This is a genomic window from Ekhidna sp., assembly GCF_039960695.1.
Taxonomy (GTDB): domain Bacteria; phylum Bacteroidota; class Bacteroidia; order Cytophagales; family Cyclobacteriaceae; genus Ekhidna.
Genome location: NZ_JBDVKP010000011.1, coordinates 164,109 through 180,704, shown reverse-complemented (window position 1 = coordinate 180,704; position 16,596 = coordinate 164,109). Strand labels below are relative to the sequence as shown.

Below are 16,596 nucleotides of genomic sequence, written 5' to 3'. Positions count from 1 at the left end.
GTTAGGTTTAGACTGGTAAGATAAATAAGCTGAGAAATATCTGAAAATTGAAACAAAAAAAGCCCTGAATCACTTCAGGGCTAAATCTATCAGCTCTTAATAGCTTAACCTAATCGTATTATGAGTGGTGATAGATGTGCTTTTGAAACAGCAAAAAAGGTGCCGTAATTGCAATAATTTAATCTTTTCAATAATAATAGACGAGTTTTGTTTTGATTGGTTGTGCTTAATATAATTCATTCGATATCTACAATTCTTCGCCAAACATAATTCGATGACCATCTATCGTTCTGATAGCGAATTCACGCTGGCTCCAGGGTTTACTTTCTATCTCACTTATGATCTCAACCTTATTTTTTTTCAATTCTTTGTAAAAGGTGTCAATGTCTTCATTTCAATATAAGCGAAGTACGAATGATTGTTGGTCTCATGGGCCGAGATATCGTTCTTACATTCGCCAAGCATCAAAAAGCATGAATCTCTTTTTAGGAATACCCAATCTTCACTATCCCAGACTGTTGAAAATTTCAATTGATTACAGTAATACGCAGCAGATTTTTTGAGATCCTTAACAGCTAATACATAACGAGTTCCAATTATTTTGGGCATACTTCCATTTTAAAGAACTTGAAGTTTATTTGATTATTAACATTCACGATAACCTTACAGGATGGTTAGTTCGCTGATTATCAAATCTAGAACTTCTTGCTCAAGCTCGGTTGCGTCTTGACCTCCAGCGAGGGATTGCCAATCAGTAGTTGCAACAATTACCATATTTTTTTCCGGAATAACGACAATAAATTGACCGCCATAGCCCCAGGCCATGAACGCCTTTACAGGGGCTTCTACTATCCACCAAAGATATCCATATGATAGTGATGAAATTTGACCGAAAGTCCAATTCAAGGCTATCTTAGTCGTAGTTAGCTGTTCAATGGATTCCTTTGAGATAATTCTTTTCTCTCCTGATACACCATTCTGGAGGAATAGTTGACCAACTTTAGCTAAATCTCTTGCTCGAAGATCAATCCCAGCACCACCATTTGGTCCACTTGATAATTGTTCCCATGCGACAATATCTATTCCTATAGGGTTGAATAGTGTGATTTTTGCATAATCTTCAAGTGAAATCCCTAATTCATTAGCCAATGCCCTTCCAAGCAAATGCACGGCACCTGAATTGTATGTGAATTGTGTTCCTGGCTCATTAAGAAGTTCAAGCGCTAAAAGAAATTCTATTTGATCAGCACTACCTAACCAGTCGATATATGAGGTGTTTGTCCATTCGTCCCAGGCAAAGCCGGATGTCATGGACAAAAGGTGTGCGTATGAGATTTGTTTTTGTTGCTGGTTTAAAGTGTATGAGGAACCTAAATCGATTTTTTGATCTAAAGTAGTTAGGTCTCCTTTATCTAGAGCTATTAATGTAAGTGTTGATACGATGCTTTTTGTAATGGATCGTGTGTCAAACAAGGTGGAATGGTCGGTATCTTTAAAATAGTTTTCACTAATTAGACGACCATTTTTCACAATGATTAAACTTCTAATGAGATCTATTTCACTTGCATGATTCACCGCCCTTTCAATTGATCCCAAATCCACACCAACAGCCAATGGTGAAGTTGCTTCCCAAGTAAAACTCAAGTCAATTACCTTGTTTTCAATTACCTCGATTTCATTTTCCTGGTTGCAGGAAATGAAAAGAAGAATAACAAAGGATAGCCAAATCTGTAAACGGGGCATGGTTTGTAAGTTAATGATATTAAAAAAGCCTCGAATCTCTCCGAGGCTATTTCTAAGAACTTATTTAATGCCTATTCTTTTAAGCCTTCCAGATCAAGTAAGAAGGCGTATTGTAGTGACGTGGTTTTATATCTTTTAAACCTTCCTGATGCACCTCCATGACCGGCCTCCATGTCTGTGTCAAGAAGGAGAGTGTTGTCATCAGTCTTCATGTCACGCAACTTTGCCACCCACTTCGCAGGCTCCCAATATTGTACCTGTGAATCAAACAAGCCAGTAGTAACAAGCATGTTTGGATAGGCTTGGGCAGAAACTTGATCATATGGAGAATAAGACATCATATACTCGTATGATTCTAGATTTTTAGGGTTGCCCCACTCATCAAATTCATTGGTGGTTAGTGGAATGGATTCATCCCACATTGTAGAAACCACATCCACAAATGGAACCGCTGCCAGCACACCATTGTATAGTTCTGGAGCTAGATTTACAACTGCACCCATAAGCAATCCACCGGCACTTCCACCTTGTGCATAAAGATGCTCTGAAGAAGTGTACTTTTCTTCAATTAAGAATTTTGAGCAATCAATAAAATCATTGAATGTGTTCATTTTCTTAAACATTTTGCCGTCTTCATACCATTGTCTCCCCATCAATTGACCACCACGTATATGAGCGATGGCAAATGCAAAACCCCGATCCAGCAGACTTAATCGATCAGAACTGAAACTTGCATCAATTGTTGCACCATATGAGCCATAGCCGTATTGAAGAAGTGGTCCTGAACCGTCCTTCTCAAATCCCTTTTTGTAAACAATAGAAATTGGAACTTTCTCGCCATCTCGCACAGTTGCCCAAAGCCTTTCTGTCACGTAATCTTCAGGATTATGTCCACCGACTACTTCTTGTTGCTTTTTAAGTGTTTTCTCACGAGTCTCCATATTGTAATCAAATGTGGAGTTGGGAGTAGTCATCGAGGTATATCCAAATCTAAGAATGTTAGTATTGAATTCTGCATTTACTGAAGTGTAAGCATTGTATGCAGGTTCACCAAAATCTAGATAATGTTCATCACCTGAAGTTTGATTGATGATTCTGAGATTACTTAAGCCATTATTACGCTCTTCTACTACCATATAATCATTAAAGAGTTCGATACCTTCCAATAGTACATCTTCTCGATGAGCGATCACTTCTTTCCAATTTTCTTTCCCCGTGGAGCTGGTAGGAGTCTCCATTAGTCGGAAGTTGGTTGCATCCCAATTAGTTACAATGTAGAACTTATCTTCAAAGTGTGCGATGCTGTATTCATGTGCCTTTTCATCTCTAGGGATAAATTGCTGAAAATCACCACGGGGATTGTTTGCATCCAAAATATGATAATCGCTAACCAGGGTGCTACTGTTCCAGATTATTACATAATCATCTGATTTAGATTTATATACACCAATGTAGAATGATGGATCTTTTTCATGGTAAACCATGACATCTGTTTCTGGTTGCGTACCAAGTTCATGCCGGTAAATTTTTTCGGAAAGTAAGGAAACCTTATTCTTAGAAGTGTAAAAGAATGTTTTGTTATCATTCGCCCATGCACCTCCTCCAGTTGTGTTTGCAATCTGGTCCTCGATCATTTCACCGGTCTCGAGATTTTTGAAGCGAATCGTATAGATTCTCCTGCTTAGTGTGTCTTCTGCAAAAGCGAGGATTTTGTTATCAGGGCTTACAATTAATCCTCCAGCTGTATAGAAATCATATTCTTCAGCTAGCTCATTTACATTGATTAATACTTCCTCTGCTGCTTCTAATGATCCTTTTTTGCGACAATAAATTGGATATTCACCACCTTCTTCATATCGTGCATAATACCAGTATCCGTTGGATAAGTAAGGGACAGACTCATCAGTCTGTTTTATTCGTCCTACGATTTCATCATATAGCTTTTCTTGTAATGTCGCTGTATGAGACATTACTGTTTTGGTATAGCCATTTTCGGCATTGAGGTAGGCCAAAACTTCCTTGGTATGATCATCTGCCTTTTCAGCTCTTTTTTGCTCATCTGTTAGACGCATCCAGAAATATGGATCGACTCTGGTTTGTCCATGCTCTTTGAGTATAGTATCAGCCTTAGCTGCAACAGGTGCATCAGGTCTCATAGGTTTCTTTTCTGTTGTTTGGTTTGTACATGCTCCCAGAGTAATGATTCCGGCAAGTAATGCAAGTGATTTGAACTTGTTCATTTTGTTGAAGTGGATTTAAAGGCGGTAAGTTCCCCATTCAATCAAAATATTCCTAATCCGTTTATATAATTGGTATTGAAACAAGCAGATAGTTTATGATCACATCGAATGTTTCTACATTTAAGAATTCTTACTCACCAAACGTATGAAGAGATTTATCTTCTGCATATTCTTTTTTGCTGTTGCCAAACTAGCCACTAGTCAGACAAGTAGTATTGACTCATTAGTTATGCTGCTTAATAATGCGAAGAAAAAATCTGATAAGCATGTTGAACTATTGTTCAGTTTAGCTGATGAATTACGCCAGGTAGATCCGGATAGTTCGTTAAAGACGGCACAATTAGCTTTTAACATAACATTGGAAAAATCCATGGAAGACCAAAAGGCTTCCGCACTGCATAGAATTGTAACGGCTTACAATTTCCTTGGAAAGTTTGATACCGCCGTAGTGATTGGTTATCGAGCTATTGAAGAAGGAGAAAAGCTTGAAGACAAGGGAGCCTTGATGAAGGCACTTAATGCCCAGGCAATAAATTTTTATTACCTGGATGATTTGATAAAGGCAGCTGAGTATTTTGACCGTTGCTATAAGGTTGCGCTGAAGGAAAATAATGAGCTAGAGGCCGCCAATGCACTTCAGAATATTGGACTTGTAAAAGGAATTTTAGGTGACGTAGAGTCTGAGATAGCAAACTATCAGAAAGCCAAAGAGGTCATGCGCAGGTTGGATTTTGAAGAAGGAGTTGCCAATATTGATATGAATATTGGCACAGCTTATATATCGCTGGAGAAATTTTCTGAGGGGTTGAAAGCTTTTGAAGAAGCTCAGGTCGTTTTTGAAAAGCTAGGACATAAAGCCGCACTATGTGTCATTCATACAAATCTTGCAGAGACTAATTTGATTTTAGGTAGGCTAAATGAAGCTGAAGAAAATGCACTCATATCTATTGCAATCGCAGATGAACTTCTATTAGCCAATGAGAAGAAGTATACGATTGAGATACTTAGTAGGATCTACCAAAATCAAGGAGATTTTGAGAAAGCCTTATTGACACTCAAGGAATTTCAACTTCTCAAAGACAGTATCTTCAAAGAAGAGAAACTCAGTCAGATAGAAGAGCTAAAAGTTGCTTACGAAACCAAACAAAGAGAAGATGATATTGCACTTCTTAATGCTTCGAATGAACTAAAGGATGCACGTCTTGGTCAACAAAGAATATTTTTGATAGTACTAATCGGGGGCTCAGTCATCTTTCTCGTCTTGGTTCTTATTTTATTTAATAGATATAAGCTGAAAAAGCGGAGTGCAGAGGAGAAAGAGGTTTTGTTGAAAGAGATTCATCACCGGGTAAAGAATAACCTTCAAATTATCGAGAGTTTATTGAGTCTACAGGAACAAACCAAGGGGAATAGAAAGCCAGAGGAACTCTTGAAGGTAAGTCAGGATAGAATCCATGCCATTTCAGCAATCCATGACAAGTTGTATCAATCCAGCAATTTGAAAGAGATCAATTTTAAGTCTTACATAGTCGATTTAATCGAACATTTTTCCACTTCTTACTCCGTAGAAAACCTACGTTTTCAAACAAATGTAGAAGAAGTAGACTTAGATCTAGATCAGCTTATACCCTGCGGATTGATTGTCAATGAGTTAGTTACAAATAGTATTAAATACGCCTTCGAAAAATCTGAAAATCCGACCATTGATATAAAGGGAGAGAAGGCAGAGGGTATGTATCACCTTAGAATAGCTGATAATGGATGTGGATTTGATGAACAAGGCAATAGCCAGTCGATTGGACTAAGGCTCGTTAAGTCTTTGGTTCGTCAAATCAACGGATCTATCGAACGGTTGAGTATGAAGGGAACAGCTTATCAAATTTCATTTACACCATAGATGGAAAAACGCACCATTTTAATTGTTGAGGATGAGGCAGCCATTGCCATGGATATTGAGATGCGCCTAATAGCAATGGACTTTTTGGTCCAAGCCGCCGTGGGTAGCCCTTCAGAAGCCATTACTCATTTACAAACTGAAAAACCGGACTTGGTTTTGATGGACATCAACTTAAAAGGAGGAGATGAAGGAATTGGTCTGGCTGAAGAAGTAATGATCAATTGGCAAATACCAGTTGTATTTCTTTCTGCGCATACAGATTCACAAACATTTAATAAAGCAGTATCCATCAATCCCTTTGGATACGTTTCCAAACCTTTTAAAGATGCAGATTTGAGAAATGCCATCCAGCTGGCTATACACAATCATGCAAACGCAATCATTCTTCCTAAAAAGGATTCTGATAGACCTACCGATTCCATTTTTGTAAAGGATGGATCTGGGTTGGTTCAGCTAAAATTTGATGACATTCTGTGGATCCAAGCCTATGATAGTTACTGTAAAGTTCATCTCACTGATGAGTATTATCTGGTGAACTTACTTTTAAAAGAATTTAATGAAAAGCTTCCGGATTATTTCATAAGAGTACACCGATCATTTTTAGTGTCAGCTACCCATATTCGCAAGATTTCATCCGATACGATCCATATTGGAGACGATGAAATTCCAATTGGAAAAGCATACAAGCAAAAACTGCTGGATTTCCTTAATGTCTAAGAACCTTCACTTATAAATTTCTGAGGTTCACTTGTTAGATCTATGAGTTCACTTGTTTTTGTTCAATACACATTTGATTAGAACCTAGCTTCATGTGAGAATCAAAATCCTATTCACATGAAAAAATTAATACTCACCCTAATCTCCACTTGCATATCGATGGCGCTCTTTGCGCAAACAAATGCAAGCTATCCAACGGCCAGCGCTGGAAATGGAGATAGTGGAATGCAGAATACTTCGGTAGGTATTGCCGCCGGAAATAGTCTATCTATTGTAAGCACCAACAACACGCTCATTGGCTTCAATGCAGGCTTCAATACCTTCGGTAGTTCCAATACATTCGTCGGCAGTTTCTCTGGTCAATCAAATACAACAGGAGCGGGGAATGCCTTTTTTGGTATTTCGTCTGGACGATATCATACGACCGGAAAATGGAATACCTTCATCGGGAATGGAGCTGGTCAATTCAGCACTTCAGGAACTCATAATACATTTTTAGGAACCGGAACCGGAGCAAATAACGGTACCGGAGGCGGTAATACGTATACTGGTGCATATGCCGGATATCAGGCTACCGGGAGCTACAACACCTTTTTTGGAGGTTATGCTGGTGAAAACAATTCAGCCGACGCAAATACATTTATTGGTCATACGGCGGGACGCAACAATACAGCAGGAGCAAATAATGTATTTGTGGGACAGTCCACGGGCATCAATAATACATTCGGTTCATCAAATACTTTTATTGGCAAGGAGAGTGGATATAAAAATAGGGAAGGAGAAAACAATACGTTTGTTGGATATCACGCAGGATACAATAATGAGACAGGAGCCAATACATATATCGGCTATGCCTCTGGAGAGGCCAATGCAAGCGGAAATGCAAACACATTTGTAGGGTTTAAAACTGGTAATTTGACCACTGCAGATGGCAATACTTTCGTCGGACATCAGGCCGGTCATAAAACCACAGTAGGATCTCAAAACACCTTCATTGGTCATCTAGCAGGTAATTTGAATGAAACTGGAGTTGACAATGTATTTATTGGAACATGGGCTGGTAATTCCAATAAAACAGCACACGATAACACTTTTGTCGGTGGGCTATCTGGAACATTTAACGAGCGTGGTGAGCAAAACACTTTTCTCGGAAAATATTCTGGAAACAAAAACTTGGATGGCAGTCGCAACACCTACCTAGGCGTGTATTCCGGTTATCATAATGTGGTAGGAGAAGACAATGTATACGTGGGGTACAATGCAGGAAACAAAGGGCAAAGAGCATTTAGAAATGTATTTCTTGGGTACGAAGCAGGGTATTTTGAAGAGGAGTCAAATAAACTCCACATCGCCAATGATAGATTCTCTAACCTGATCTATGGAGATTTCAGCAAAAATCATGTCGCCATTGGTACTATTCCACCTACAGCTTATCAGGATAAGTACACTTTATATGTAGATGGCGATGCATATGCAACAGGTTTTTGGCAGTCTTCAGATGCTCGTCTCAAAAAGAACAGACAAGTCATTACCGGTGCACTTGACAAAGTAAGAAAAATTAAGGGCGTTACCTACACTTACAAGTCAGATCAGAAGATCAATCTTCCGAAAGGAAAGCAGGTGGGGTTTATGGCTCAAGAGCTGAAAGAAGTATTGCCAGAGGCGGTTGCAGAGCTCAAAGACGGATCACTTGCTGTTGATTATTCTAAGGTTGTACCGCTACTAGTTGAGGCAATAAAGGAGCTGTCAGGTGAGATTGAGAATATGAAATCAGCAGCTCATTCCAATTCCGAAGAGATAGAATCAATAAATAACAATGGTGTCTTGAATGATTTGCGTGGATTTGGTATAGAACAGAACTACCCAAATCCTGCCGATGGTCAGACAACAATTGTATATCAAATTCCATCTGAATTCATTGGCAAAGCACGACTGGTTGTATTCGACTTACAAGGGAAAAAAGTTACTGAGATTGAAGGTCTGCTTCCTGGTAGAAATGAATTGAATCTTAGTAAGTCCGAAATTGGAACCGGACTATTCCATTACAGTTTAGTTGTAGACAATCAGATTGTGGAAACAAAAAAGATGCTCTTGGAATAGTATGGTCGATTATACCGTCCGAGTAGTAAAAAGCCCCTTGGTTCTCAAGGGGCTTTAATTCTTTTATTTGAACATTTCGCTGACCACCAGGTCTTTTGAACCAGGCGTGTACTTATAAAATCCTTCTCGTGTCTTGGCTCCAAGATACCCTGCTGTTACCATGTTTACCAATAAAGGACAAGGTGCATATTTTGGATTACCAAATCCATCATAAAGTACATTCATGATCGATAGACAAACATCCAGTCCAATAAAATCAGCCAGATGCAAAGGACCCATTGGATGCGCCATTCCCAGCTTCATTACTGTGTCTATTTCCTCAACACCAGCTACACCTTCATGTAAAGTTATGATAGCCTCATTGATCATTGGCATCAAGATACGATTAGCAACAAATCCTGGATAGTCATTAACTTCTACAGGTACTTTGCCCAACTTCTTGCTCATCTCCATGATCGTGGAAGTGGTTTCGTTAGATGTTGCATATCCACGAATTACTTCAATGAGCTTCATGACCGGAACAGGATTCATAAAGTGCATGCCTATTACCTTGTTTGGACGCTTTGTCGAAGCGGCAATTTGGGTAATTGAAATAGATGATGTATTGGTGGAAAGAATTGCTCCTTCTGGAGCAAATGTGTCCATGGTTTCGAAAATCTTCTTTTTTATCTCGAAGTTTTCTGTTGCTGCTTCTACTACTAGATCTGCATTTTTCACACCTTCTTCCGTTGAAGTATAGGTGGCTATATTTTTTAGCGCATCATTTTTTTCACCTTCGCTAATCTTCTCTTTTTGAACCATGCGGTCCAGGTTTTTTGATATTGTAGCTATGGCTTTTTCGAGTGCAGCTTCATTGATATCAATTAACGAAACTTTGAATCCACTTTGTGCAAAAACATGAGCAATACCATTACCCATTGTCCCACTACCAATTACTGAAATATTCTTCATTTGATTTAAGCGTTCTTTCCTACACAATTCAAGTCTTCAAAAGCGAGCTTTAAGCGCTCAGCAAACGATTTTTCTGCCTCACGAACCCAAACTCGTGGATCATAAAATTTCTTGTTAGGCTTATCATCTCCTTCCGGGTTTCCAATTTGTGCTTGTAAATAACCTTCCTTATCCTGATAGTAACCTCTAACACCATCCCAATAAGCCCATTGGAGGTCCGTATCGATATTCATTTTGATAGCTCCATAAGATATGGCTTCTCTAATTTCAGCTCTTGAAGAACCTGATCCACCATGAAATACAAAATTTACCGGGTTGGTTGAAGTGTTGTGTTTTTGCTGGATATGATCTTGAGAGTTCTTAAGTATGATTGGTGTCAGCTTTACGTTTCCAGGCTTATAAACTCCATGAACATTCCCAAAGGCAGCTGCTATTGTGAAGTTATCGCTAACTTCTTTGAGCTTCTCGTAAGCATATGCCACTTCTTCAGGTTGGGTATATAGCATGGAGTTATCTACGTCTGAATTATCCACTCCATCTTCCTCACCGCCAGTTACACCAAGCTCTATTTCAAGCGTCATGCCCATTTTGGCCATTCGTTTGAAATATTCTACACATGTGTCGATGTTTTCCTCGATCGGCTCTTCTGAAAGATCCAACATATGCGAGGAGTATAATGCTTTTCCAGTTTGCTCAAAATGCTTTTCGCCAGCGTCTAAAAGCCCATCAATCCAAGGTAATAGTTTTCTAGCTGCGTGATCAGTATGAAGTACAACAGTTACACCATAAGCTTCTGCTAATTGATGAACATGATGAGCACCCGCTACACCACCAGCAATTGCCGCAGCTTGTCCGTCGTTGGAAAGACCCTTACCAGCCATAAATGCTGCTCCACCATTGGAAAATTGGATCATTACAGGTGAATTGATGTCTTTTGCTGATTCAAGAACTGCATTTACCGTGCTAGAGCTTGTAACGTTTACGGCAGGTAATGCAAAGTCATTTTCATTGGCATAGTTGAGAAGGTCTGTGACTTCCTGTCCGGTCAGTACACCAGGTCTAAATTTCATTGTGTAGATTTTTGAGAGTTATAAACAGAATTTTGTTCTGCAAATATAACTTCTAGCCAATGGAATGAAAACGAACTTAAGCTTCGTTATAAGCTTGCTGTATAGATGAAGGGTCAACATTTGGATCAGAATCGATAAGTTGTGATTCCTTGTCCCACTTATAGGCAGCAAGGCCAAATAAGGTAATTAAATAAAGTAGCTTGATTAGGATTCTCCACTTCATAGGATTCTTTAGACCCAACCTGTGTGCCAATGGTTTAAAAAGGTTTTAGAATAAGTGGTATTATAGATGAATGACCAGTTTTCTTAGACGAAATTCGATATGGCGCAACGCAGTATTTTAAGCTTTTGACCTTTGAGCTGCGCCATTATCTACGTTAGTCCTCTATTTCTTTCTTTATCATAAAGTAGTAAACCAGAAATCCGAGTGCGATGCTTACGGCCTCAATTCCATATGGCATGGCTTCATCATTGTCTAGATTCATAGAATCAATCACAATTAAGCCTAAACCTCCAAAAAATATGATAAGCCCCCATTTTAAAGCGTTTTGTCTACTTTCTTTCTTACTGAAAAGATTTGTTGTTTCATTGTTTACCATGTCTTTGTCTATTAGTTTCTTTTTCAATGCGTAATTCGTCAAAATGGTAACAAAAAGTATTACTGATCCAAAAACGGATATAATAGCTACTATTGGTATTAAGTCGTTCATAATTGTCTAATTTTTAAGTTGAACATTTTTCCTTTTGACAAGTAGGTGGATTCAAAATGTTGCAGGTTGAGAAAAAATATTTTTCTGTGCAACATTTTAGTTCGGGAAACTGACTAATAAATATCCATGGATGAAAAGCAGCTTGTAAGGCAGGTTTTAAGCGGGAGCGATTCGGCGATAAGATTACTTATCTCTAAGTATGAGAGATTGGTGATCCACATGGTTGCTCGTGTAGTTTCTGATAATATGGATCGAGAGGAGTTATGTCAGGACGTATTTGTCAAGGTCATTAACAAATTAAATGGATTCAATTTTGACGCTAAGTTGTCGACCTGGATTGCAACTATTGCATATCGTATGGCAGTTAATTTTGCCAAAAAGAAAAAACTAGATCAGGTGGATTTGGATCATATTGAATTCAAAGTAGGTGGAGAATTTCAAGTGACAGAGAAAGAAGATATGAAGCTATTTATTCATGGGTTGATTGACCAATTGCCAGTTAGTTATAAGACTGTGCTTACCTTGTTTTATTTGGATGGATTTAGCTATCCAGAGATTGTGAAGATTACAGGTATGCCTGAAGGGACAGTCAAAAATTACATTCATAGAGCTAAATCAAAGCTTAAAAAAATCATTGAAGAACACGCACGAAAGGAGGTAGCATTGATATGAAAAAAATTGAAGATTTAATTGATGAGGTTTTAAAAACCGAACCTGATTTCCAGCTAAGGAAAGACTTTAAGGATCGAGTAGTTCAGGCCATCAGGAAACAAGAAAAAGCCAGCCAGAGAAAATTGTACATCTGGATGGCTTTAGGAACTCTGATAATTTTTGGTTTCGGTTACGGAACTATCGCATATTTCTTACCAGGTACACTGGATAGTTTAAAGACCTTCAATGATGGTGTTTCAGGTATAATCCCGCTGGCAGTATTAATTGGCTTATTAATTACAGTTGTTCAATACCTGGACAAGCGATTGGTGAAGAATAAGATAATAATGAATATATGATCTAGAGAAAGGGTGCATCTATCGGTTCCCACAGCTCTATTTTTCTACCTTCAGGATCCATTATCCAACCAAACTTTCCATATTCAAATTCCTCAATCTCGCCTACCACTTCTACACCTTCTTTCTTCAATTGATCAAGCAATTCAACAAGGTTTTCTACCCGATAGTTGAACATGTATTCTTTTTTACTCGGACCAAAGTAAGTAGTGTCTTTGTCGAATGGACTCCAGGCTGTGGTACATACTTGCTCCTTATCATCATGATCTCTCCACTTAAATAGACCACCATATTGATCAGATTCAATACCCAGATGTGATCGATACCAATCTTTCATTTTTTGAGGATCTTCCGTCTTAAAGAAAATACCTCCGATTCCTGTTACTCTTTTTTTCATATCGGATGTGTTTTGATCCAAATAAAGTGAGAAATACCGGGTCTCAAAAAAGAAAAATGAAAATCACCTGAAAGGGTGAGTCATTTAGATTGACATTTTGTAAGTCGATCTTCAAGTTGAAGTGCTAAAGCCTCCTGACGTTTTGCTTCTGCGGCAGTCATCACAGCTAACTCTGCTTGTCTCTCAGCCTCCATCTTCTGCTGATCTGCGATGGTTTTATACTTGTCAATTTCTAACGCTAGCTTTTCAGCTTCATTTGCTTTAATGTACGAGTAAAATGTGCTGATGCTCGTTGTCAGGAACAAAATGATTATTAGAATATTTTTTTTCATCGTTATTTTATTTTGATTGACAATCACGCAAAGCTTCCTCAGCAAGCTGGTGCTGTCGAAGAGCCTCGGCAGCAGACTCTTGGGCTCTTAGCTGCAATATGACTGCCTCATCTCTTAATTTTTCAGCCTCCAATCGCTGTTGTTCTGCTATTATTCTTGATTTCCCAGCTTCATCAGCTTTTATAAAAGCATATATCATTGAGAAAGCGGTTATCAAAATCAAAATTACGATTATTACATTCTTTGCCATATTATTGTTTTTTTGATTGACAATTATCCATTGCTTCAAGTGTGAGTCCTACTTGTCTCCTAGCTTCCTTAGATGCTTCTTGTGCCATGGCTTGCATCTGTTTGGCCTCATCACGGAGAGTTTCTACGTGCTCTTGTAATTGATTCGCTTGATTACGGGCAAAATTTGCTTCACTAGTTTTTGCATACGCATAAAAAAGTGAGAATGAAGAAATCAGAAGTAAAATGATGATTAAGACATTTTTCTTCATGTTAATTTATCTGGATTTACAAAGCTCTAATGCATCTTTCAATTCCAGGCTGATTGCTTCCTGACGCTTAGCTTCTGCTGCCGCCTCTTGTGCTCTCATTTGCAGTTCCACGGCCATTTCTTGTAATCTCACAGCCTCTAGTCTCTGCTCTTCTGCCATTACTCTCGCTTTATTGGCTTCATCAGCCTTAATAAAAGAGTAGATAAGAAATGATAAACACACCAGCACCATGATGCTAAAAGTGATTATTTGGGTTGTTTTATTCATGTTTCGTCTGATTATAAGCCGGTCAAAGAGAAAAATTAAAGTAAGAAACAAACATGCTAGCGGTGTAATTACTGGGGCAATTAAGGTATCTAAATAGGTACTTGGTACTAAGATAATCACCCCTGTCAGCTTTAAATAATCAATCCAATGCTTTTCGTTTCTTGCCTTAAATCGTTGAAAATAGACATAGCTGAAGATGGCTGCGGTAAGCGCCAGAAGCCACGTATCAATAAATGGATAGAATACTGTTTTAGCTTGAAATGACAACCACCATATTAACAAAGCGATAGTCACATGTTTAATATAAGGAAGATGTAGATTATCCAGGTTGAAATAATAGGCTACAATTACGCCGATCACTATTGGAAACAAATAATCCGATAAACCCAATTCTAAGACATTATTAATCAATGACACTAAAATTAAAAATATCAGTGGCAGCCCATATCTAATGAAATCTTTCATTCGACTATAAAAATAGTGGTTTAATCTTTGTGACTATACCGCTCACAAAAAATCAGCTATTTTTAAAATCAATTTTTTCAACATTGCGTTGAAAGAGTACGTCTAAAAATTATCTATATGAATAAGTTGTTGTTGATTGCCGGGTTTGTTATTCTCACCTCATTTGGAGTATCCACTGAGTATGGAAATGATTTAAGATCATATCTCGATAGTGATTCTCTTAAAGTACTTAAGCCAAAGGAAGAACATCCAAGTGAAGCCTATGTTATTACGAATCTATTGAAGCGGATACATTACCGCAAACTTGCATTATCAGATTCTATTTCGTCCGTTATTTTCAATAATTACTTTGAATCGTTAGATCCTAACAAAGCATATTTCTTTGCATCAGATGTAGCCAAGTTTGAACAGATGAGATTTGAACTTGATGATCAGATTCCAGCTGGAGAATTACAATTTGCATTCGATGTGTTTGATGTGTATCGTAGACGTGCCCTAAGTCAAATTGATTATGTGTTTACACTCCTTGAAACTGAATTTGATTTTACCAAGGAAGAGATTTATGTGTTTGATAGAGAAGATGCAAGCTGGCCAACCAGCCAAGAAGAACAAAATGAAGTTTGGAGAAAAATCATTAAGAACGCAGCATTGAGCTATAAGCTGGCTGGTAGAGATTGGGAAGACATTTCTTCAAGTTTAAAAAAGAGATACCAACGTATTCAAAAAGCCATTTACCAATACAATAGCGAAGATGTATTCCAGAGCTATATGAATGCATACACAAACGCGTACGATCCGCATACAGATTATTTTTCACCACCTGATGCAGAAAACTTCCAAATAGACATGAGTCTTTCGCTTGAAGGAATAGGTGCTCGTTTGATGCAGAACCTAGACTATACGCAAGTGGCAGAAATTATTCCAGGCGGTCCTGCTTACAAGAGTAAACAACTGCAAAAAGACGATCGAATTATAGGAGTAGCACAAGGAGACGATGGTGAATTTTTAGATGTCATAGGCTGGAGGCTGGATGATGTAGTATCTAAAATACGTGGCCCTAAAGGATCGATTGTAAGATTACAAATTCTTAAATCAAGCGAAGGCATCAATGCACTTCCTGATACGCTACGTTTAGTTCGAGATAAAATTAATCTGGAACAACAGGCTGCAAAAGCAGAAATGATTCCAATTACAGAAGGAAATACAACTTATAATCTTGGAGTAATTACGGTTCCAAGTTTTTACCTGAATTTTGAAGAGCTTAGTTCAGGTAAAGAAGACTATAGAAGCACGACCCGAGATGTTAAAAAATTAATAACCGAACTTCAAGAGCAAGGGATGGACGGCCTGATGATCGATTTGCGATTTAACGGAGGGGGTTCTCTGAAAGAAGCCATTGATCTGAGTGGTTTATTTATTCCAGATGGTCCGGTAGTTCAGGTGCGTAACTATGATCAGTCAGTAGATAAAATGGATGACGAAGATGGTGGTGAGGTCTTTTATGACGGCCCATTGGCAGTTTTAGTAAATAGAGGCAGTGCCTCAGCGTCGGAAATTTTTTCAGGAGCTATTCAAGACTATAGACGAGGTGTAATTATTGGTGAAAGCACTTTTGGAAAAGGTACTGTACAAAATGTAATTGACCTGAGTAGATATATTAGAAACCCTGAATTGAACCTCGGTCAAATTAAAATGACATTAGCTAAGTTTTATAGAGTCACTGGAAGTAGTAATCAGCGGGTTGGAATTGCTCCTGATGTACACTTTCCATCGATTTACTCTCAAGAGGATTTTGGCGAAGCAAGTCGGGAAAATGCCTTACCATGGGATGAAATAGCAAGCGCAAACTTTAAGCCGACAAATACGATTTCAGAAGAACTCTTGGATTATCTAAATTCCTTGTATCGAGAAGACCTTAACAATGATCCAGATCTTCAAAAACTTGTACGTGATATAGAAGATGCTAAAGGAAATAGAAATAGAAAGTCGGTTTCGCTTAACCTGGAAATAAGACGGGCGAATACAAATAATGGTGAAGATGACCTAGCAACTCCAGTGGACAATGGAGAAGTTTTAGAAAGGGATGAGATTAATGAGAAGTTGAAGAAAGATCCTTATTTAAAAGAAGGACTCAGGCTACTTGCTGCCATAAAAAAATTCAAGGTTGGTTGAGCAACCATTTGAATAAATCTTCATCTTT

The 16,596-nt window shown here is 38.3% G+C and carries 18 protein-coding genes; 6 read left to right on the top strand and 12 right to left on the bottom strand.

The genetic code is table 11. The annotated features are described in order from the left end of the window. Positions 1-360: 360 nt before the first annotated feature. The 3 genes from ABJG98_RS07290 to ABJG98_RS07280 all read right to left on the bottom strand — a co-directional run bounded on the left by ABJG98_RS07290 (position 361) and on the right by ABJG98_RS07280 (position 3,983). Entirely contained in the window at positions 361-609 is a 249-nt protein-coding gene (locus tag ABJG98_RS07290) for a hypothetical protein (RefSeq protein ID WP_348278835.1), read from the bottom strand. 54 nt (positions 610-663) lie between these two features. Continuing rightward, the gene (locus tag ABJG98_RS07285; protein WP_348278834.1) at positions 664-1,743 is read right to left on the bottom strand and encodes a serine hydrolase; all 1,080 of its coding nucleotides are present in this window, start codon (positions 1,741-1,743) and stop codon (positions 664-666) included. A 71-nt stretch (positions 1,744-1,814) separates the two neighbouring features. Next, positions 1,815-3,983 (bottom strand): S9 family peptidase, encoded by a 2,169-nt coding sequence (locus ABJG98_RS07280; RefSeq protein ID WP_348278833.1) that lies wholly within the window; start codon positions 3,981-3,983, stop codon positions 1,815-1,817. A gap of 145 nt (positions 3,984-4,128) precedes the next feature. Between ABJG98_RS07280 and ABJG98_RS07275 the strand changes: the two genes are divergently transcribed. The 3 genes from ABJG98_RS07275 (at position 4,129) to ABJG98_RS07265 (ending at position 8,697) form a co-directional block, all read left to right on the top strand. Beyond that, positions 4,129-5,880: a histidine kinase dimerization/phosphoacceptor domain -containing protein gene (locus ABJG98_RS07275; RefSeq protein WP_348278832.1), complete on the top strand. Its 1,752-nt coding sequence runs from the start codon at positions 4,129-4,131 to the stop codon at positions 5,878-5,880. After that, entirely contained in the window at positions 5,881-6,597 is a 717-nt protein-coding gene (locus tag ABJG98_RS07270) for a response regulator (RefSeq protein WP_348278831.1), read from the top strand. A gap of 117 nt (positions 6,598-6,714) precedes the next feature. Beyond that, entirely contained in the window at positions 6,715-8,697 is a 1,983-nt protein-coding gene (locus ABJG98_RS07265; protein WP_348278830.1) for a tail fiber domain-containing protein, read from the top strand. Positions 8,698-8,760: 63 nt separating this feature from the next. On the opposite strand, the gene ABJG98_RS07260 is transcribed toward ABJG98_RS07265, so the two are convergent. The 4 genes from ABJG98_RS07260 to ABJG98_RS07245 form a co-directional block, all read right to left on the bottom strand. Further along, positions 8,761-9,648 (bottom strand): 3-hydroxybutyryl-CoA dehydrogenase, encoded by an 888-nt coding sequence (locus ABJG98_RS07260; protein ID WP_348278829.1) that lies wholly within the window; start codon positions 9,646-9,648, stop codon positions 8,761-8,763. Between the two features lie 5 nt (positions 9,649-9,653). After that, positions 9,654-10,718 carry a class II fructose-bisphosphate aldolase gene (gene fbaA, locus ABJG98_RS07255; RefSeq protein ID WP_348278828.1) on the bottom strand — a complete coding sequence of 355 codons (1,065 nt, stop codon included), beginning with the start codon at positions 10,716-10,718 and terminating at the stop codon, positions 9,654-9,656. Between the two features lie 76 nt (positions 10,719-10,794). Continuing rightward, positions 10,795-10,941: a hypothetical protein gene (locus ABJG98_RS07250; RefSeq protein WP_348278827.1), complete on the bottom strand. Its 147-nt coding sequence runs from the start codon at positions 10,939-10,941 to the stop codon at positions 10,795-10,797. A 154-nt stretch (positions 10,942-11,095) separates the two neighbouring features. Beyond that, positions 11,096-11,428, bottom strand: coding sequence for a DUF6249 domain-containing protein (locus ABJG98_RS07245; RefSeq protein WP_348278826.1), 333 nt, complete (start codon positions 11,426-11,428; stop codon positions 11,096-11,098). 126 nt (positions 11,429-11,554) lie between these two features. Between ABJG98_RS07245 and ABJG98_RS07240 the strand changes: the two genes are divergently transcribed. Together ABJG98_RS07240 and ABJG98_RS07235 are read left to right on the top strand one after the other, a co-directional pair. Next, positions 11,555-12,100, top strand: coding sequence for a sigma-70 family RNA polymerase sigma factor (locus tag ABJG98_RS07240; protein WP_348278825.1), 546 nt, complete (start codon positions 11,555-11,557; stop codon positions 12,098-12,100). Then, a complete protein-coding gene (locus ABJG98_RS07235) occupies positions 12,097-12,438 on the top strand; it encodes a hypothetical protein (protein ID WP_348278824.1) in 342 nt (113 codons plus the stop codon). The genes ABJG98_RS07240 and ABJG98_RS07235 overlap by 4 nt, the downstream gene beginning before the upstream one ends. Before the next feature lies 1 nt (position 12,439). On the opposite strand, the gene ABJG98_RS07230 is transcribed toward ABJG98_RS07235, so the two are convergent. The 5 genes from ABJG98_RS07230 to ABJG98_RS07210 all read right to left on the bottom strand — a co-directional run bounded on the left by ABJG98_RS07230 (position 12,440) and on the right by ABJG98_RS07210 (position 14,396). Next, the gene (locus ABJG98_RS07230) at positions 12,440-12,832 is read right to left on the bottom strand and encodes a VOC family protein (protein WP_348278823.1); all 393 of its coding nucleotides are present in this window, start codon (positions 12,830-12,832) and stop codon (positions 12,440-12,442) included. 80 nt (positions 12,833-12,912) lie between these two features. Next, positions 12,913-13,164 (bottom strand): hypothetical protein, encoded by a 252-nt coding sequence (locus ABJG98_RS07225; RefSeq protein ID WP_348278822.1) that lies wholly within the window; start codon positions 13,162-13,164, stop codon positions 12,913-12,915. 7 nt (positions 13,165-13,171) lie between these two features. Then, entirely contained in the window at positions 13,172-13,414 is a 243-nt protein-coding gene (locus ABJG98_RS07220) for a hypothetical protein (RefSeq protein WP_348278821.1), read from the bottom strand. A gap of 1 nt (position 13,415) precedes the next feature. Beyond that, complete coding sequence (locus tag ABJG98_RS07215; protein ID WP_348278820.1) at positions 13,416-13,664, bottom strand: hypothetical protein; 249 nt, start codon at positions 13,662-13,664, stop codon at positions 13,416-13,418. Between the two features lie 6 nt (positions 13,665-13,670). Next, on the bottom strand, positions 13,671-14,396 hold the full coding sequence (locus ABJG98_RS07210) for a hypothetical protein (protein WP_348278819.1): 726 nt from the start codon (positions 14,394-14,396) through the stop codon (positions 13,671-13,673). A 117-nt stretch (positions 14,397-14,513) separates the two neighbouring features. Between ABJG98_RS07210 and ABJG98_RS07205 the strand changes: the two genes are divergently transcribed. Continuing rightward, positions 14,514-16,568 carry a carboxy terminal-processing peptidase gene (locus tag ABJG98_RS07205; protein ID WP_348278818.1) on the top strand — a complete coding sequence of 685 codons (2,055 nt, stop codon included), beginning with the start codon at positions 14,514-14,516 and terminating at the stop codon, positions 16,566-16,568. Positions 16,569-16,596 lie beyond the last annotated feature (28 nt).